Annotated in this window: 12 protein-coding genes and 2 pseudogenes; 3 read left to right on the top strand and 11 right to left on the bottom strand. The window is 69.8% G+C overall.

Going from position 1 to position 19260, the window contains the following annotated elements:
* Positions 1–3 precede the first annotated feature (3 nt).
* The 8 genes and pseudogenes from PWS46_RS25835 to PWS46_RS25800 form a co-directional block, all read right to left on the bottom strand.
* Entirely contained in the window at positions 4–1707 is a 1704-nt protein-coding gene (locus PWS46_RS25835) for a methyl-accepting chemotaxis protein (RefSeq protein ID WP_434623795.1), read from the bottom strand.
* 254 nt (positions 1708–1961) lie between these two features.
* Positions 1962–4814 carry an ATP-binding cassette domain-containing protein gene (locus PWS46_RS25830; protein WP_434623793.1) on the bottom strand — a complete coding sequence of 951 codons (2853 nt, stop codon included), beginning with the start codon at positions 4812–4814 and terminating at the stop codon, positions 1962–1964.
* Between the two features lie 15 nt (positions 4815–4829).
* A pseudogene (locus PWS46_RS25825) lies at positions 4830–5468 on the bottom strand (ATP-binding cassette domain-containing protein); the annotation flags it as partial.
* A 282-nt stretch (positions 5469–5750) separates the two neighbouring features.
* Positions 5751–6971, bottom strand: a pseudogene (locus PWS46_RS25820) (cysteine peptidase family C39 domain-containing protein); the annotation flags it as partial.
* A gap of 2 nt (positions 6972–6973) precedes the next feature.
* Positions 6974–8419, bottom strand: a complete 1446-nt coding sequence (locus tag PWS46_RS25815) for an NHLP bacteriocin system secretion protein (RefSeq protein WP_434623791.1) — start codon at positions 8417–8419, stop codon at positions 6974–6976.
* A 19-nt stretch (positions 8420–8438) separates the two neighbouring features.
* The gene (locus tag PWS46_RS25810) at positions 8439–9536 is read right to left on the bottom strand and encodes a hypothetical protein (RefSeq protein ID WP_434623789.1); all 1098 of its coding nucleotides are present in this window, start codon (positions 9534–9536) and stop codon (positions 8439–8441) included.
* Between the two features lie 202 nt (positions 9537–9738).
* On the bottom strand, positions 9739–11745 hold the full coding sequence (locus PWS46_RS25805; protein WP_434623788.1) for an ATP-binding protein: 2007 nt from the start codon (positions 11743–11745) through the stop codon (positions 9739–9741).
* Positions 11746–11760: 15 nt separating this feature from the next.
* Entirely contained in the window at positions 11761–12447 is a 687-nt protein-coding gene (locus tag PWS46_RS25800) for a response regulator (RefSeq protein WP_434623786.1), read from the bottom strand.
* A gap of 169 nt (positions 12448–12616) precedes the next feature.
* Here PWS46_RS25800 and PWS46_RS25795 point away from each other — a divergent pair, with 169 nt between their 5' ends.
* Positions 12617–14158 carry an FAD-binding oxidoreductase gene (locus PWS46_RS25795; protein WP_434623784.1) on the top strand — a complete coding sequence of 514 codons (1542 nt, stop codon included), beginning with the start codon at positions 12617–12619 and terminating at the stop codon, positions 14156–14158.
* Positions 14159–14171: 13 nt separating this feature from the next.
* On the opposite strand, the gene PWS46_RS25790 is transcribed toward PWS46_RS25795, so the two are convergent.
* Genes PWS46_RS25790 through PWS46_RS25780 form a run of 3 tightly spaced genes read right to left on the bottom strand, consistent with a single transcriptional unit; the run spans position 14172 to position 17707 of the window.
* The gene (locus PWS46_RS25790) at positions 14172–14336 is read right to left on the bottom strand and encodes a hypothetical protein (RefSeq protein ID WP_434623782.1); all 165 of its coding nucleotides are present in this window, start codon (positions 14334–14336) and stop codon (positions 14172–14174) included.
* Positions 14333–15475, bottom strand: coding sequence for a PepSY-associated TM helix domain-containing protein (locus tag PWS46_RS25785; protein ID WP_434623780.1), 1143 nt, complete (start codon positions 15473–15475; stop codon positions 14333–14335). Before PWS46_RS25785 ends, PWS46_RS25790 begins: the two co-directional genes overlap by 4 nt.
* A 45-nt stretch (positions 15476–15520) precedes the next feature.
* Positions 15521–17707, bottom strand: a complete 2187-nt coding sequence (locus tag PWS46_RS25780) for a TonB-dependent siderophore receptor (RefSeq protein WP_434623778.1) — start codon at positions 17705–17707, stop codon at positions 15521–15523.
* A gap of 281 nt (positions 17708–17988) precedes the next feature.
* Here PWS46_RS25780 and PWS46_RS25775 point away from each other — a divergent pair, with 281 nt between their 5' ends.
* Entirely contained in the window at positions 17989–18447 is a 459-nt protein-coding gene (locus PWS46_RS25775) for a hypothetical protein (protein WP_434623776.1), read from the top strand.
* Positions 18401–19177, top strand: coding sequence for a nucleotidyl transferase AbiEii/AbiGii toxin family protein (locus PWS46_RS25770; RefSeq protein ID WP_434623775.1), 777 nt, complete (start codon positions 18401–18403; stop codon positions 19175–19177). Before PWS46_RS25775 ends, PWS46_RS25770 begins: the two co-directional genes overlap by 47 nt.
* The last annotated feature ends 83 nt before the right edge of the window (positions 19178–19260 follow it).

Below are 19260 nucleotides of genomic sequence, written 5' to 3'. Positions count from 1 at the left end.
GCGTCAGGCCGCGCGGACCTCACCGATGAAGGCCTGGATCCGCTCCCGCAGCCGCTCGGAATCACGGGATAGGCTGTCGGCGGCGCCCAGCACTTCCCCGGCGGCCTGTCCGACCTGACCGGCGGAGCCGCTGACCTCGGCGATGTTGCCGGTCACCAGCTGGGTTCCCTGGGCCGCCTGCTGGATGTTGCGGCCGATTTCCTGGGTGGCGGCGGTCTGCTGCTCCACCGCTGCGGCGATGGCCCCGGCGATGGCGTCGACGTCGTTGATGGTGCGGCCGATGGTCTGGATCGCGGTCACCGTGCCGTCCGTCACCGTCTGGATCTCGGCGATCTGGCTGCCGATCTCCTCGGTCGCCTGCGCGGTCTGGGTGGCCAGCGCCTTCACCTCCTGCGCCACGACGGCGAAGCCCTTGCCGGCCTCCCCTGCCCGCGCCGCCTCGATGGTGGCGTTCAATGCCAGCAGGTTGGTCTGGCTGGCGATGTTCTGGATCAGGCTGACCACGTCGCCGATCCGCTGGGCGGCCTCGACCAGCCGGGTGACCAGCGCGTTGGTGCGCTCGCCCTCCTCCACCGCGTTGCGGGCGATGGCGGCGGCGGCGTTGACCTGCCGGCCGATCTCGCCGATGGAGCTGCCGAGCTGCTCCGACGCCGCGGCGACCGTGGCGACGTTGGCGGAGGATTGCGCCGTGGTGGCGGCGACGGACGACGCCTGCTCCGTCGTGCGCGAGGCGATGGCGGTCATCGTCTCGGCATTGCCGCGCAGATGGCGCGCGGCCGACGCCACCGCCTGCACCACGTCCTGCACGTCGGCGTCGAAGCGGTCGGCCAGCGCCCGCATGCCGGCCTGCCGGTCGCGCTCGGCCTGCAGCTTCTGCGCCTCGCGCTCCTCCTGCAGGCTGCGCATGGCAAGGCCGTTGCTCTTGAACACCTGCAGCGCACGGGCTAGCAGTCCGACCTCGTCGCCGCGCCCGGCGCCCTGGATGTCGACCGCGAGGTGGCCGTCGGCGATGGCCGTCATGTCGGCGACCAGCCGGTGCAGCGGCCGGACGACGAAGGCCACGATGATGGCGCCGAACAGGCCGAAGGCGACCAGCAGGCCGACGCCCGCGACCCCGTACAGCCGGGTCATGACGCTGGAGGACAATGCCTGGGCCCGCTCCTGGGCGCGCCCGGTCTCCTCCAGGCTGTGTTCCACCCGTTCGGTCAGCGCCGCGGTCAGCTTCTGCCGCACCGGGCGGCCGACGTCGATCGACACGCGGATGGCGCTGTCGGTGTCGTAGGCGCGCGCCAGCTCGACCGCCTTCTCGGACACCCGCTCATACTCGCCGACGATGGACTTGATGCCGGCGATCGCCTCGCGGTCGGCCGGGGCGTCATAGGCGGCGGCCAGCCGGTCGATGGCGGCCAGCGCCGTGCCGATGTTGGATTTGTAGGTGCCGAAGGCGGCGTCGATGCGCTCGCGCGTGCCGCCGACCAGCGCGTTGGATTCCGCATCCATCGCGTCGCCCATGGCCGACTGGATGGCCAGCGCCGCCGACAGCCGGCCGGCCACCACCTCGGTCACCCGGCTGGTGGAGGCGGTCAGGTCGACCAGCGCCGACCGCGCGGTCCAGACCACGCTGCCCATGACGGCGAGCAGCAGGACCGCCGGGATCAGCAGCTTATGAACCAGTTTCCGGTCGGAAAACCAGCGGTGCAGGGCCATGGGATGTCTCTTTCCGAAAGACTCGGGTGGGCCGAGCGGGAGAGTTCCGCCCAAGCCAGTCGGCGGGCAGCCATTCCCGAAATTTTTAATTGATATGCGATTGCTTTACGCGCATTATGATAGCGAAAGATCCGTTCCTGAACAAATGGATTTCTTACCGGCCACACGCACGGCATCGGCGGCTGCGCCCGGCAGCCGCCGTTGGAGAAGAGTCGGCGTCGAGGAAGATTGGTGTACCGTTCGGCCCGAACGCGCTACGCGCCAAGCAGTCCGCGGGCCTGCAGGTCGGCGAAACGGCCGGCATGGGCGACACGGCCGCCGTCCAAAATCAGGATGCGGTCGGCGCCGCGGATGGTTTCCAGCCGGTGGGCGATGACGATCCGGGTGCAGTCCAGCGACGTCAGGGTGCGGATGGTCGCCGCCTGGGTGGCGTTGTCCAGCGCGCTGGTCGCCTCGTCGAGGATCAGCACGTCGGGCTTGGTCACCAGTGCGCGGGCCAGCAGCAGCCGCTGCACCTGCCCGCCCGACAGCGTGCGCGACGCGTCGGCAATGGGCGTGCGCACGCCCAGCGGCATCGCCCGGATCTCGTCGGCGATGGCCGACGCCGCCAGAGCGTCCCAGATTTCCGCCTCGGTCGCCTCGCTCAGGCCGCGCACCACGTCGATCAGCGCGCCCGGCGGCAGCTGCGCCCCCTGCAGCACGGTGCCGACCCGCCGCCGCAGCAGTCCCAGATCGAGCGAGGACAGGTCGTTGCCGTCATAGGTGATGCTGCCCACCCGTGGCCGCTCCAGCCCCAGCAGCAGGCGGACGAGCGTGGACTTGCCGCAGCCCGACCGGCCGAGGATCGCCACATACTCGCCGGCGGCGATGCTCAGGTTCAGGTTGGCGAAGACCGGCGTCTCGGCCTGGGCGTAGTTGAAATACAGCCCGCTGACCGCGATCTGGCCGGACAGCCGGCCGGGGTCGATCCGTCCCAGCGCCGGCTCCGGCGCGCATTGCAGAACCGGATCGGCGAAGGCGCGGGCGGCGTAGATCTGGTAGAAGGCGCCGAACCCGTCGCCCAGCGCCGCCGCCGCCCCGTTGGCGATCATATAGGCGGTCATCATCGCGACGATGCTGGCGCTGTCGGTCCCGGCGGAATGGAAGACCAGGAACAGCGCCGCCATCGCCAGCACCGGCAGGGCGGAGTTGACCGCCGCCATCCGGCCCTCGATCTCCTGCACCTCCATGCGCTTCTCGCGCATGCCGATGAAGCGCTCCGACCAATGGGTCAGCGCCCAATGCTCGGCGGCGGCCAGACGCAGCTTGGCGATGCCGGTCAGGAACTGCATCGCCAGGGAATCGGCCTGCCCGCTCAGCGCCTCGCCCACCTTGTAGACCCGCGCCCGCAGCACCGCCGACAGCACCGCCAGCCCCAGCTGCACCGCCAGCGCCAGCACCGCCACCACCGCGCCGCCGCCATGGAAGGATGCCATGGCGAAGATGCTGGCGACCAGCACCGCGCCGGTGCCGATGCCGGCGACCGTGAAGCCCTGGGCGGCCAGCGGCAGGGCCATCGCCATTCCCACCCGCGCCGCCATGTCACCGGCCGAATGCTGGCGCAGCACCGGCATCGGCAACCGCAGCACCCGGTCCCACAGGCCGGCATGCAGTCCGGCCTCGCGCATGGTCTGCATGCTCTGCCGCGTCACCTCGCCGACGAGCTGGATCACCAGCGTGACGGCGGCGACGCAGCCCAGCAGGATGCCAAGCTCCAGCAGGCCGCCATGGTCGCGCGCCGGCACCAGTGACGAGAAGGCGAACTTCATCCCGAACGGGCTGGCGAGGCCGAGCAGCGCGCCCAGCGCCGCCACCGCCAGGGTCAGCAGCCAGAAGGCCGGCGGGGTGCGGACGAAGCGCATCAGCGACCCGACGGTCTGCGGCCGGTCGGGCAGCGGCTCCACCATCGTCCAGGCCGACGGCGACAGTCCGGCGGCAACCGGCGCGGTGATGCGGACCGGCTTGGCGTCCTCGCCGGCCAGCAACTCGTATCCGCGCCCCTTCGGCAGCAGCGCCACCGGCCGGCCGTCCAGCGTCGCGCCGACCAGCGGACCCAGCGGTCGGCGCCACCAGCCCTCCGTCAGCGTCACCGGCCGCATGTGCTGGCCGGAGGCGCGGGCGATCTCCTCCATCGTCGGCTGCACGTCGAGGTCGCGTTCGCGCAGCAGCGTCGGACGGCGCAGCCTCAGGCGGGGGTTGGTGCGGGCGGCGACCGCGCTCATCGCCGTGAACAGCGGATCGTGATGGCCGCCGTCGGCCGGTGCCGGCGGCTTGCGGGCATGGTCGAGCAGGCGCCCGGCCAGATGGACGAAACGCTCGCCCTCCTCCGCCTCGCGCGCGCCGCGCAGCGACAGTCGCCCGGCCTCGTCGGCCTCGGCCAGACCGCGGGCGCCCATCAGCATCTCGCCGCAAGCCGCGGTCAGCGCATGGATGCCGGTCAGCGCGGCGGGCAGGTCGCGCGGCAGCGGGCGGCGGCCGAAGACGATGCGCATCGGCCCCGCCGCCTTCAGCCACGCGCGCGGCGGCAGCGGCATGATGCCCTGAACGATCTCCTGCTCCAGCAGCAGGGCGCCGGGGGCGGGCACGGCGCACCACAATCCGGCCTCCTGCACCATCACCAATTGGGAGTCCGCCAGTTCGGCCGCCACGCCGCAACGGGCCTGCCGGTCGATGCGCTCGGGATGCCAGAGGATGGCGGCGATGCCGGAGATCAGGGTGGACGACCACGCCTCCATCCCCGCCAGCAGGGCATCCGGCTCGATCTCCTCCAGCGGCTCGGCGACGGCCTCCAGCCGCGACCCGGCCGCCGGGACGGCGATCAGTTCCTGCATGAAGGCGTCGATGCCGACCAGCAGGCTGCCCGCCGGCAGGCGGCCGAGGAACAGGCGCGAGCCGGCGTTGGCGCCCATGGCGGCGACGGCGAAGATGTCGGCCTCGCCCTCCTCCAGGAACCAGACCGATCCTGCCGGTTCCAGCGCCACGGCCGGCTGCTGGAAGGCGATGACGGGAGCGCCGGACACCTCCTGGATGTCGGGTTCCGGCAGGGCGGCTTCGGCTGCGGTCGTCATCGGCGGCTCATCCGGTCAGGCCATGCTCAGCATCAGCGAGGAAAAGGCGCCGGCGCGGCGCGCCAGCTCGGCCGGCGGGCCGGACTCGACGATCTCGCCGCTCTGCATCACCAGAACCCGGTCGCAGTCGCGGATCGCCGTCAGCCGGTGGGCGATCACCAGCATGGTGGATCCCCGGCGGCGCAGGTTGGACAGCAGCAGCGCCTGGGTGTGGTCGTCCAGCGCGGCGGTCGCCTCGTCCATCACCAGGATGCGCGGGTTCTGCACCAGGGCGCGCGCCATCTCGATGCGGGCGCGCTGGCCGCCGGACAGGTTGGCCCCGCCCTCGCTGACCGGGGAGGCATAGCCGTCGCGGCGGTCGATGATGATGTCGTGGATCACCGCGTCGCGGGCGGCGGCGAACAGCCGTTCGTCCGACACCGTCGGATCCCACAGGGCGATGTTGTCGCGCACGCTGCCTTCGAACAGCGTCACGTTCTGGTCGACCACCTGCACGCTCTGGCGCAGCACCCGGCGCGGGACCTCGCGCAGCGGCTTGCCGTCGAGCAGCACCTCGCCCGACCAGGGTTCGTAAAGCCCGGCGGTCAGCAGAGCCAGCGTCGATTTGCCGGAGCCGGAACCGCCGACCACCCCGACCCGCTCGCCCGGCTCGATGGTCAGCGACAGGCCACGGATCAGCGGCGGCGCCCGGCGGGAATGGCCGAAGGTGACGTCGCGCAGTTCGATCCGCCCGGTCAGCCGGCGCAGCACGGCGGGGGCCTGCTGCGGCTGCGCCTGCCGGAACTCCTCGGCGATGGGATGCTGCATGGTGTCGTCGAGCAGGCGCAGATAGGAGCGCGCCTCCTGGATGCGGGCGCCGAGCTGGACGAGGCGCGACACCGGCGCCAGGAAGGCCGACATCAGCACCATGAATCCCATCATGGCGCCGATGGTCATGCCGCCTTCCGCGACGATGCCGCCGCCGACGGTGACCACGGCGGCCGACGCCACCCCGCCGACGAAGGCCGGCAGCAGCCGCAGCACGGCGCGGCGCAGCATCAGCGACTGGCGGATGTTCAGCACGCGGGCATGGCGGGCGACCAGCCGCTCGAACAGCAGCCGCTCCGCCCCCGCCGCGCGGTAGGTCTCGATCATGCGCAGCCCCTGCTTGGCGTCGGCGCCCTCCTGCGCCGTCTCGTTCAGCAGGCGCTGCTGTCCCTCCTCCAATTGCCGCGACAGCAACGCCAGCGCCAGCGCGAGGCTGGCGGCGGCGACCACGGCGACCAGCGCCAGCGCCGGCTGGTAGAAGGCCATCGCCGCCAGATAGGTCAGCGCGGTCAGGATGGCGAACAGGCAGCCGCCGATCTCGCCGGCCAGCAGTTCGGCCAGCCGGTCGCTCTGCATGATGCGGTCGGCGACCGCCGCCGGCCCGCGCTGGCCGAAGAACCCCATCGGCAGCCGCAGCACCCGCTCCATGAAGCCGATGCCGCCCAGCAGGGCCAGACGGGTCTCCAGCCGGTGCAGCACGCTCTTCTGCAGCCAGGTGAAGGTCAGCGTGACCGCGCCGACCATCAGCATCGCGCCGATCAGCGGCGTCATCCAGTCGGCCAGCCCGCCGACCAGCACGCTGTCCATGAAGATCTGGCGGAAGGCGGGGAACAGCATGCCGGGGATCGCCAGCAGCAGGCTGAGCGCGGCGGCGAACCACACCGCCCCCCAGGATTTGCGCAGCCGCCGGGCGAGGCCGCGCAGCGCGCTGGGGGCGGAACCGCCCTTGCGGAACTCCGGACCCGGCGCCATCAGCAGGGCGATGCCGGTGAACTGGCGGCGGAACTCGGCATCGTCGACGCGGCGGCGGCCGCGCGCCGGATCGTTCAGATACCACCAGCGCCCGCGCCGCCCCTCCAGCACCAGGAAATGGTCCATTCCCCAATGGAGGATCATCGGCCCGGCCTGTCCGTGCAGCCCCTCCGGTTCGGTGCGGACGCCGCGGGCCTGCAGACCCAGTTCGCGCGCGGCCTGGACCAGATTGGCGGCGCGGCTGCCGTCGCGCGAGATGCCGCAGCGCTCGCGCAGATCCTCCAGCGTCAACCAGCGGCCGTAATGGGCGGCAATGATGCCAAGCGCCGCGGCGCCGCATTCCGCCGCCTCGATCTGCAGGATCGACGGGGTGCGCATCGTCAGGCCCCGGACGCCGCCGGCGCCCCTGCGGGCATCTTGCCCGCATCCGCCTGCGGCGCCACGTCGGTCAGATCCAGCCGCAGCCATTGCTGAAGGATCGGCAGGGCCAGCGCGATCAGCCGGACCTTCTGCACGGTGATCTCCACCGACACCAGCGTCCCGCCATCCATCGAGAATTTCGGCGGATTGCCGGTCGACCAGCGCAATGCGCCGGCCGGGTCGCGGTCCAGCCGGATCATGATCTCGAACGGGGTGCGCAGCGTCTTCTGGAATTCGCCGACCAGCGCGTCGTTCTGCAGGGTGCGCAGCATGCCGACGCTGCTGGCGGGGGTATCGGCCACGCGGTCGACCCGCCCGATCAGGTGGCCGTGCTCCTCCTTGCGGACGGATGCCGGCGACACGTCGGCCTCCATGCCGTGGCGCAGCTTCTTGCCGTCCTGCGCCCCGACATAGACCAGGGCGACGAGATCGCCACCTTGCCCGGCCAGCGCGCCGTCACGCTCGATGCTGACGATCGGCGCCCCGCTCGACACCACCTGCCCGATGTTGGCCTTCGCCTCCACCACCCGGCCGCCATAGGGCGACAGCACCGCGGCATAGCGCTTCAGCCGGTCGCGGGCGGATTCCACCGCGCGCGAAGCAGTCGCCACCCGCTGCTCGGCGGCCAGCATGTCCTTCTCGCGCTGGGTCTGGCGGCGGGCGGCGTCGAGCGTCATCGTCTGCAGCTCGTTGCGCTGCGCCTCCAGGTCCGAGCGGATGGTGAACAGCTCGATCTTGGCGGAGATGGCGCGGTCGCGGGTGATCAGTCCGCGCTCGGCAAGCTGGCGGACCAGCTCCTCGCGCTCGGTCATCATGCGCTGGCGTTCCTGCAGCGACGCGATGTTGCCGTTGACCGCCTGCTCGCGCGCCCGCCGCCAGACCTCGTCGGCGTGCAGGTCGCGCTCCTGGAAGCGCTGCATGTCGTCGCGGGCGGCGATGGCATCCTGCAACTCGCCCTCGGCCTCCGCCAGCCGCAGCTTCTGCTCGCTCTGGTCGACCAGCGCCACCACGTCGCCGGGGTGGACCACGTCGCCCGGCTTGAAGCGGATGTCGTTGATCCGGCCGCTGGATTCCGACACCACGTCGATGACGCCGCCCGGACTGACCAGGATGCCCTGCCCGGTGACCTTGATCGGCACGTCGGTGAAGGACGCCCAGACCACGACGCCGACGACCAGCAGGGCCAGCGTGACGCAGAAGGCCAGCACCGGCGGACGCACCACCTCCAGCGCATCGTCCACCTGCGACACGGAGGTGGCGGCCTCCGCGGCCTCGGCGCGGAAGCTCGCCTTGCCGCCGTCCTTGCCGGTACTGCCGCCGGAAGCGGCCGGCCCGCCGCCGCCGGCCGGCGAAGTCGCCGCTGCCGGCCGTTCCGCCTGCCGTTCCGCCGTCGCGCTGTCGCTCATGCCGCGATGCCGTCCGACATCACCACTTCTTCATCTTCTTCTTGATGGAGTTGGTGACGCTCTTCGCCGTGTTCGACACGCTGCTGACGGTGCTCTGCGCCGTGCTGGACACGTCGTGAACGGTGCTCTGCGCGGTGTTGCTGACCGTGTTGGCGGTATTCTGCGCCGTGTTGGACACCGTGTGCGCCGCATCGGTCACCGCCGGGGCCGCGGTGGTCGCGACCGACTGCGCGGTGTTGGCGACCGTGTGGGCGGCGTCGGTGACGGCCGGCGTGGCCGCGGTCACCGCCTGGGCGCCGGCATGTTCCAGCGGAGCGGTGTTGACCGTCACCTCCTGGCCCACCGTGACACCGCCGATGCCGATGGCCGCCGTGGCGCCGAGCCCGATCGTGACATGCCCGTCGGAATAGGCCGCCGTCACCTCGGTGCCGGCACCGACCGAGCCGGAATCGATGACGCCGACCGTGGTGGTGCTGCTGACGTCGTTGTTGCCGGCGGTGACCGAGGCCGTCACCTCCACATAATTGCCGGCATAGGTGTCGAGGTTGCCATGGACGCCACCCGCCCCGATGGAACCGGAAACTTCTGCGCCGGCACCGACCGCGATGGTCTGGGTGACCGTGCCTTCCACCGTGACGCCATGGCCGACATTGCCGCCGGCCGTGGTCTCCGTCGTCACCGAAACGCCGACCGAGCCGGATGCCGAGCCTTCCACCCCGGTATAGGACACCGACACGCTGGCGCTGCCGCTGACGCCGGCCTCATAGCTGATCGTCTGGGTGACCGGCCCGTTGGTGACCGTCACGCTGCCCTGGCTGCCGGCGAAGCCGTCCGCCGTCGCGGTGACGCCGCCCGACCCGACGGTGACGCCGGCCGACCCGCTGGCGCCGGCCCCGACCTCGGTGGTCACGGTGGCGCCGCCGATGTCGTGAGTGGAGGAGGTGGAAACGCCGACGCTGCCCGACGCGCTGGCGACCTCGACCCCGACGCTGACGCTGACGCCGTTCTCATCCTCCTGCGCATGGCCGGACTGGGCGTTGGTCGAGCCGGTTCCGCCCACCACCACCAGAAGCTCGTCATCGGAAATTTCGACCATCGCCGCCTGCGTCTTGCTCATGCCTGCAATCCCTGGTTATTGGATGATCGGAAGTCATTCGCCCCAGCATTGGTCGCCGCCGGGATCCGCGCAAAGTTTGCGCCAAATCCTTTGTATGGGTGCTAACCGTTCGAGGTAATCCCATGTTTATGGGAGATCTGACGAAACCGGGATTTTCGCAAGGTATGGTGGCGCCCGGTCGATGCCTGTTCTATCGGATGCTTTAAAAGTCCGGCAGGCGGAATGGCAGATCGATGACGACGCGGGTACCAATCGGGCCGGTGACCAGGGTCAGCTCGGCGCCCAGCGACGCCGCGCGCTGGCGCATGTTGTTCAGCCCCTTGCCGGGCCTTGCGGCGCTTCCGTCCGGAATGCCGCAGCCTTCGTCCCCGACGACGATGCGGACCGCGAACCGGCCGTTGCTCTCGGGGGAACCGTCCGGTGCCGGCGCCATGACGATGCTCACCCGGCGGCAGCCGGAATGGCGCACCGCGTTGGTCACCGCCTCCTGCAGGATGCGGAACAGGGTCAGGGCATGTTCCGACCTCAGCCCCTCGATGTCGGGCAGCGGCGCCATCTGCCAGTCGAGTTCCATCCCCTGCGCCTGCAGCTGGGGACCGATGCGCTCGTGGAACTGCGCCAGCATCATGCCCAGATCGTTGCCGACGTCGTCCAGCGACGCCACGACCAGCCGCAGGTCGTCCAGCGCCTGCCGGGCCGCCGCGCCGATGCGGCGGTAATCATGCTGCGGCAGCTCGCACTGGGCGACGATCGACACCAGCTGCCCGGCCAGCCCGTCATGCAGGTCGCGGGTCAGGCGCAGCCGTTCGCTTTCCAGCGCGACGGCGCGGGTCTGCGCCTGTTCGCGGGCGAAGCTGGCCCGCAGCTCGGCCTCCGCCGTCGCCACCTCGCGCCGCAGGACGTCGTTGAAGCGGCTGACCTCGCCCAGCGCCTTGGCGAACCGCCACATCAGCGTCGCGCTGATCACCGTCATCAGCAGCGGCGCCATGTAGCGGGTCATCGACGGCACCCGCAGGTCGAGAACGCCGGTCACCGCCAGGATGTCGTGGCCGGCCATCAGCGCGATGACGATCAGGCCGCCGAGCACGAGCTGGGCGGCGGCATGGTTGCGCCGGATCGCCGCCGACAGCACGATCCAGCCCGACCAGCCCAGCATCGCCACCGCCCAGGGGATCACGAGGACGAGCCACAGCCACGCGAACCACGGCTGCAGCGTCGGCGGATCGACTGCCGCGAGCAGGAACGCGCCGGCGACCACCGCCGGGATCACCAGCAGCCAGCGCAGCGGAACCGCCAGTTCACGCCCGACCAGACGGGACATCACGAAGGGCAGCAGCGCCCCCTGCCACTGGCCTGCGAAGTTGAGGACGCGGAACAGCCGCTCCAGGCCGCTCGGCTCGGTGCCGAACATCGGCAGGCCCTGGAGCACGCCCAGCCCCAGGATCAGGCCCATCACCAGATGGATCGGCTCGTCGCGATGGCCGGCCCACACGATCAGCAGCGACAGGCACAGGGCCGCCTGCCACGCCACCAGCAGGCGCGGCAGCGTGACCATCATCCATTCGCGCTGGCTGAAGGCGGGGCGAAGCAGACGGTCGGGGCCGACCACCACCGTGTCGAGAAAGCCGCCGGACTGGCTCCAGGCCGCCATGCGGACGTCGATCCTGTTCTCGCCGTCCCGCAACAGCGGCTTCGGAATCGGCTGGATCAGCGGCAGCGACTGGTTGACGACCACGTCGGACTGGATGGTCCCGCTGTCGACCAGCAGCGCCCCATTCAGCCACAGCGTCGCGCGCCCGGACAGGATCGGCACATAGATCGACCAGCGCTCCCCGTCGCGGCCCTCGCTGCCGGGTTCGTAATGGCCGGGATCGTAATTGAAAGTCAGGCGGAACAGGCCGGAACAGCCGACAGGATCGCCAACCGCCTTGCAGCGGTAGGGCAGCGGGACGGCGGCGGCCCCCGGCGGCATCGTCCCGGGCGGCGGACTGTCCATGTCCGTCTCCATCGCCACCGGGGCGAAGGTCGCCTCGGCGACGGCCAATCCGCCCTCCGGCATCTCCGGGGTCGCCGTCACCAGCACGAGGCCGAGAATCGCGGCCAACCCGTAATACAGAAGCAGCAGCGGGCCGCGGCCTCTCAGCCATGCCCGCAGGCGCCCCGGCAGGGACGGGCCTGACGCCGGCAACCCGGCGATATGCTGGCTCAAATTCGCCTCAAGGCGTCAGTCCGACAGCTTGATGATTCTCCGCTCCACCGCAGTGTAGACCGCTTCGCTCCGGGAATTAACCTCAAGCTTGCGGTAGATGTTCTTGATGTGGCTGGGAACCGTCTGCCGGCTGATGCCCAGCCGCGCGGCGATGTCGTTGTAGGTGAAGCCCTTGGCGATGCCCCACAGGATGTCCATCTCGCGCGGGGTCAGGGCGGGCGGCGCCTCCTCCGCCAAGGCGGGCGGAGTTGTCTGGGTCTGCCGGATGATGTGGCGGGCGATGGAGGCGGAAATCGGCGACCGGCCGTTGGTCAGGTCGTGAATCGCCGCGATCAGGTCGATCGGCCGCGCGTCCTTCAGGATGTAGCCGGAGGCGCCGGCCCGCACCGCCTGCATCACCGACGGCTCGTCGCCCAGGACGGAGATCACCATGATCTCGGTCTCCGGCATGCGTTGCCGCACTTCGCGGATCAGGTCGCTGCCATGGCCGTCGGGCAGCTTCAGGTCGGTCACCAGCACGCCCGGACGGCCGGTCTCCAGCGCCGCGCGCGCCTCCGCCAGCGATCCGACCGACGCCTGCAGGCGGATCCCCTCGCCCGCGGCCAGCGATGCGGCCAGGAAGTCGCGGGTCGGCGCGTCGTCCTCCACCAGGACCACGGAGATGACGCCGCCGGTCCCGGCGGCCGATCGTGCCTGATCCACTGTGGCGACCCCATGCGGACTGTCGGATCGAATCTTCGATTCGGAATTCATCATAGCGGGGCGCAGTGGCAAATCGCCATACCATGAAAACGGGATGCCTTCCCCGGTATGCAGTCTGTCACCATGCACCATACCGCCGCCACGACGACCGCATCGGGACCGCCCCAAAATGCCCACGCCGTCCACCCTCCTTGCCGCTTCGCCCGCCGCCAGCGAACCGCCCGCCGACGCGCTGGAGGATTGGCGCCGCATCGTCGGGCCAAAGCATGTCCGGACCGCGGAGGCGGAGCGCCAGGACTGGGGGCGGCGCACCTTCGCGCCCGATGTCCGGGTGTCGGCCATCGTCAGTCCGGCCGATGCCGAGCAGACGGCCGCCTGCCTCGCCGTCGCCACCCGGCACCGTCTGCCGGTCCATCCGGTCAGCCGCGGCGCCAACTGGGGGCTGGGGTCGCGGGCGCCGACGCGGGACGGGGCGGTGGTGCTCGATCTCCGGCGGCTCGACGGCATCTCCGGCTTCGATGGCGAGCGCGGGCTGGTGCGGGTCGAGGCCGGGGTGACCTTCCGGGCGCTGGCCGACTTCCTGGCGGAGCGAACCGACCGCTTCTTCGTCCCCGTCATCGGCGGCCCGGCGGAGGCCAGCGCGCTCGCCAACGCGCTGGACCGCGGCGACGGCAGCATGGGCGAGCGCTGGACCTCGCTGTGCGAGCTGGAGGTCGCGCTGCCGGACGGACGGCGGCTGCGGACCGGCTGCGGACCGCTGGGGGCCGACCGCACGGTCGGGCTCGACCCGGCGCCGGCCGGGCCGCTGATCGACGGGCTGTTCAGCCAGTCGAACCTCGGCGTGGTGACAAGCGCCGTCATCCGGCTGGAGGCGATGCCCAGCGACCTCGCCATCCTGTCGGTCGACATCGGCGGCCTCGACGCCCTGCCCGCTTTCCTGGATCTGTGGCGCGACTGCCAGCGCGAGCAATCCCTGCCCGACCGCTCGCTGACCCTGTGGAACGGCATCAAATGGCTGGCGCTGGACGATGTCCGCGCCGGCATCCCGACCGACCGGCTCGCCCCGGCGGCCCTCAACGAGTGGCATGCCTCCGCCCTGATCCGCGCGGAATCGCCGGAGGTGCTGGAGGCCCGCGCCGGCCGCCTGTCCCGGCGCTTCGCCGCGGTGTCCCAGACGGTGGAACTGGACATCGCCCGGCGCGACGGCGCCTGGATCGAGGGGTTCGAGGATTGGCTGGGCGTGCCGGACGGGCGCAACCTGCGAACGGTCTATTGGCGCAAGGACCGGCATCCCGACCTCGCGGCGGCCGATCCCGACCGCGACGGCTGCGGCCTGATCTGGCTCTGCCTCGCCTTCCCCTTCGAGTTCCAGGCGCTGGCCGATTACCTGACCTGGGCGCGCGACCGGCTGGAACTGGCCGGCATCGACCTCAATGTCGGGATCGAGTCCAACGGCTTCCGCTGTCTGCTGACCTATTTCACCCTGGGTTTCGACCGGATGATGCCGGGTGCGGACGAAGCCGCCCTCGCCGCCTACCGGGATCTGATCGGAACCGCGCTGGAAAAGGGCTTCGCGCCCTACCGGCTGGCGAACGGCCTGCCGATTCCCGAAGCGCTGCGCCGATCACCGGCCGCGACCCTGCTGACCGAACTGCGGGCGATTGGCGACCCGGCCGGCGTGCTGTCGCCGGGCCGCAACGGCATCGGCTGAACCCGTTCGCAAATCAGGACGGCCACTGCCGCCACAGCTTGGTGGCGCAGACCACCAGCGGCACCGACAGGGTCGCCCAGCACAGCCAGTCCCACACCCCGTCGCCCAGGATGGCGGCGGCCAGCCCGATGACGGACAGCACGGCCAGCGCGGCCGGAATGCGCCAGACGCCCATCATGCCTTGCTCCCCAGCTTGGCCTCGGACGCCCCGCGTCCTGCCGACGCTGTCCGCGCCCGCGGCCGTTTCAGCCAGACGATGAATCCGGTCACCGTCACCACGCCGGTGACGATGGTGAACAGCGCCCAGACGATCTGCAGCGGCAGCCCGCCGTAATCGCCGAAATGGAACGGCCCCGACAGCATCAGCACCGTCATGTACCAGGGCGTGCCGGCGGTCTCCGCCACCACGCCGGTCTCGGCATCGACCAGCGCGACGCTGAGCAGCCGCTGGGTCAGTTCGGTGTGGCCGCGCACCATCACGCTGAAATGGCGGCTGCCGGCATATTCGTTGCCGGGATAGGCGATGAAGGCCAGATCCTTGCCGGGAAAGGCCGCCAGCCCGGCCTCGGCCACCCGGTCGATCGACACCGGGCTTCCGGTCATCGGCTCGGGATGGCGGGCGGTCATCGCCGCCAGTTCGGTCTTCTGCCAATAGCCGGTGATCAGCGGCGAGAAGGACAGGATCGCTCCCGTCAGCCCGACGACGAAGGCCCAGACCAGTGTCGCCACGCCGAACAGGTTGTGCAGGTCGATGTTGCCGATGCGCGTCCCCCGGCCGAAGCGCAGGATGCCGAAGGCCAGCTTCTTCATGAAGGGGCCGTAGACCACCAGCCCGCTGACCGTGCTGACCACGAACAGCAGCCCCATCACCCCGACGAACATCTGCCCGGCGAAGCCGGTGAACAGGTCGACATGCAGCTTCAGGAGGAAGCCGACCAGCGTCTCCGTCGGCTGCTTCAGCATCTGGTTGGCCCCGGTGAAGCCGTTCAGCACCACCCAGCGCCCCAGATCGAACCCGCTCTCCTCCGGCTTGCCCAGATAGATGTAGCTGACCGCCTTGTCCTCCGCGTCGAAGGACAAGAGCTTGGGCTCCAGCTTGGGATCGGCCTTTTGCGCGATGTCGACCAGCGACTGGAGCGGCAGGCGGGCCTGCCCCTCCGTGTAGCTGCTGTCCAGCTCCTCCCCCATCAGATGCTGGATCTCGTGGTGGAACACCAGGATCAGCCCGGTCACGCAGAGGATCAGCAGGTTCGCCGAACAGATCAGGCTGGTCCAGCGGTGGACGAGGCGCCAGCCCCGCAGGCTCGCAGGCGTCATGACGGCTTCCTTTGCCAATGGGGACGGAGGGACGGCACGAGCGCTTTACCAGCGGTAGCGCAGGCCGGCGGTCACCGTCCGTTGATAGCCGTAGGCGCACCACTCGCCGTAATAGCAGGAGGCGACATACTCCTTGTTGAACAGGTTCTTGCCGTTGACGGTGACCTCGGCCCCCTGCAGCTTCGGCGACAGGGCGCCCAGATCGTAGGACACGGTGGCGTCAACCAGGGTGAAGGACGGCACCTTGAAGGTGTTGGCCGTGTTCATAGTGCTGCCGGTGAAGCGCACGCCGGCGCCGACGCCGAGCCCGGTCAGCGCGGTGCCTTCCGGCATGTGGTACATCGCCCAGGCCGACGCCTGATGACGCGGCACCGCCGGCAGACGCTTGCCCTCCAGCCCGTCATTGTCCTTGGTGTATTTGGTGTCGAGGTAGGTGTAGGTGCCGATCAGCTCCAGATCCTTGGTCACGCCGACCTTGGCCTCCAGCTCGATGCCGCGCGACCGCGCCTCGCCGCTCTGGACGGAGAAGCCGGGGTGGGCGGGATCGCTGGTCGTCAGGTTGCTGCGGGTCAGGTCGAACACGGCCGCGGTGAACAGGCTGTTCATGCCCGGCGGCTGGTACTTCACGCCGACCTCGTACTGGGTGCCTTCCTCCGGCTTGAAGGGCGTGCCGGCGAAATCGACGCCGCTGCTGGGCGTGAAGGATTCGGCATAGCTGACATAGGGCGCGATGCCGTTCTCGAAGACATAGGTCAGGCCGGCGCGGCCGGTCCAGGCCTGATCCGACCGGGTGCTGCTGCCGAAGGCGGAGCTTGAGGTGGTCTTCGCCCAGTCGCGCCGCCCGGCCACCGTCAGGATGAAGCCGCCGAGCCGCATCTGGTCCTGCAGATAGACGCCGGTCTGCCGCCCGTCGATGTCGGTGCGGTTGGTTGCCGGCGGGGTGACGGCGATGCCGTAGACCGGGTTGAACACGTCGATCGACGGCGCCAGCCCGAAGCCGGCGGCATAATGCCCGTCGAGCCGCTGGTAATCGACGCCCGCCAGCAACGTGTGGCCGACCGGCCCGGTGGAGAAGCGCCCTTCGATCTGGTTGTCGAAGGTGTAGCTGTTCATCTCCTCCCGCGAGGTGGCGATGCCGCGGTAGAGGGTGCGGTAGTCGGGCGCGAGGCCGTTGGCGTACAGGCTGTCGTAGGAGACCTTGGCGTTCAGCCAGCGCCCGTTCAGCCGCACCGTCCAGACGTCGCTCAGCTTCTTGTCGAAGGCATAGCCGACCGACGCCTGACGGCGGTCGAACTTCTCGTAATTCGGATCGCCGTCATAGAAATCGACCGGGATTTTGCCCAGCGGGTTCGACAGCACCGTGCCCTGCGGCGGGATGCCGCCATAGGAGTTGCCCTTCGGGTCGTGCTGGTAGAAGCCCAGCAGGGTCAGGCTGGTCTCGGCATCCGGCCTCCAGGTGAAGGACGGGGCGACGGCGATGCGCTCGTTCTCCGTCATCCGGATCTGGCCGTCCTCGCTCAGGCCGACGGCGGTCAGGCGATAGAGGAACTTGCCGTCCTTGTCGATGGGACCGGAGAAGTCGGCGGTGCCGCGCCAGTGGTTGTCGGTGCCGTACTCGACCCCGACCTCGTTCAGCGCGGTGGCGGTCGGGCGCTTGGAGACCTGATTGATCAGGCCGCCCGCCGGCGACTGCCCGTACAGCACGGAGGTCGGGCCCTTCAGCACCTCCGCCCGTTCCAGCAGATAGGGGTCGACCTGCGACGCCGCGTAATAGAGCGACTGCAGCTTCAGCCCGTTAAGATAGGTGTCGGCGTCGAAGCCGCGGACCTTCAGCTGGTCATAGCGGGTCGCCACCGCGCCGCGCGTCTCCGCCGTCACGCCGGCGGTATAGCGCACCACCTGATTCAGCGTCTGGGCGTTCTGGTCGCGGATCTGGTCGGCCGGAATGACCGAGATCGACTGCGGAGTCTCGATCAGCGGCGTGTCGGTCTTGGTGCCGGTCGCCTGCTGGTTGGCGACATAGCCGGTCACCGGCGACAGCGCCGTTTCCCCCTGCCCGGTCACCGTCACCGCCGGTATCTGCAGCGCGGCACCATCGGAGCCCTGCCCCCCGGCACTCTGGCCCCCGACGCTTTGCGCCCCCGCCACCGCCGGCACCATCAGACCGCCCAGCACAATGGCGCCGAACGCCGCCCCACGCGACACCCGGCCGCCCTCAACCCGTTTCTGCACTTGCTTGCCCCCAGCACGAATAAGAATCATTCGCAGTAAGAAGCCCTCATAATGCAAATGATTATCAAGTTCAATACCTATTCGCGTATGTGCAGCGACAATCTCATCCCGCTGGCAGTCTCATCACCGGGGGGCCGCCACCGGCGCCGTGACGGCGCACACCGGCCGGGCGCAGGCAGCCGGTCCATTGACTCGGACTGCTCAAGCCATCATATTGATTTTCACCGGATATTTTCGTTGGATGTCAAATCGTGGCAGCGCCGATGAACGGAACCTTGCCGATGCGGATTCTCCACGACCTGCACCGCAGCGGCGTGGCGACGGTCGCGTCGGGTACTCTGGTCGGGCGCTACGGCTCCGCATCGACGGTCAGCCGCGCGCTGAGGAAACTCGTCGCCGCGGAGAAGCTCGAACCCATCCAGCGTGGCCTCTACCGCGTCCTGCCGGAAGGGGAGCCGCGTCTTGCCTTCAACCGGGCCTGGAGCAATCCGGGCGGCAGGTTCGACCCCGACCACCTGATCGCCATGACGCTTGCCCGGCCGACCTTCAGGGACGTCGCCCGGCTTTGCAAAGCCTACGGCGTCGGCCGGGTGCGCCGCGTCCTGAACGACCTCGAAGCGGAGAAGGACGTCCCGCCCGTCCTGGCGTCGGAGTGGCGGCATCGCCTGGACAACATCGAAAAGGGGTTCCGGGATGCTGCGCGTCGACTGTCTGCCGGACGAAACCAAGCGGCTGCTTGAGGCGATCGCGTCCATTCCGGAAATCGGCCGGTTCACGCTGATCGGCGGCACGGCTCTGGCGCTGACGTGGGGACACCGCCGCAGCGAGGATCTCGATTTCGCCATCACGGGGACCAACCTGCCGCGCGACGCCTGCCGGACCATTCTCGACCGCCTCGATGTCCAGGGCTGGCTGATCTCCGACATTTCCGACGAGATGGCGCGCATCTATGCCGAGAATGACGGCGACGACCTTGCCGACACCCAACAGGACTGGCTCTGCCGGCATGGTGGGTCAGCCACCGGCGTCAAGCTGACCTTCTTTGCCGACCATTCGCCGAAGCGGCGGCAGCCCTACGCGTTGGAGCCGGCGCGCCTGAATTGCGTCACGGTGATGCCGCCGGACGGCATTTTCGTCCTCAAGTCACAGCTCATCCTGCGCCGGACAACGTCGCGCGACCTGTTCGATCTGTGGTCCTTCCTCGAACGCGGCAGGACCATCGGCGAAATCCTCGCCGCCGCGACACAGGAGAATCCATACCTCTCCTACGAGAAACTCCGGACCCATCTGCTGCCGGCGCGCCTGCCCCGCACCGACCCGGGCCTGACGGCTCTGGTCGATGCCGGTCCCACGGACCTCGAGTCCCTCAAGGCCGCGATCTCCCGGCATCTGGATCGCTACGAGGAAGCCCTTGCGGCGGAGATCCTGGCAAACGACCGCGATGACCCGATGAGCGACGCCACTCCATAAAAAATCTTCGCCGCCCCCCGACGAATCCCTCCCGCCGCTGCGTATCAGGAAGGAACAGCAAGACCGGAGCGGGCGAATGCGCC

Source organism: Azospirillum sp. B2RO_4 (genome assembly GCF_051124815.1).
Classification (GTDB): Bacteria; Pseudomonadota; Alphaproteobacteria; order Azospirillales; family Azospirillaceae; genus Azospirillum.
The sequence above is the reverse complement of the archived record's forward strand: the minus strand, read 5'-3'. Positions and strand labels throughout refer to the sequence as shown.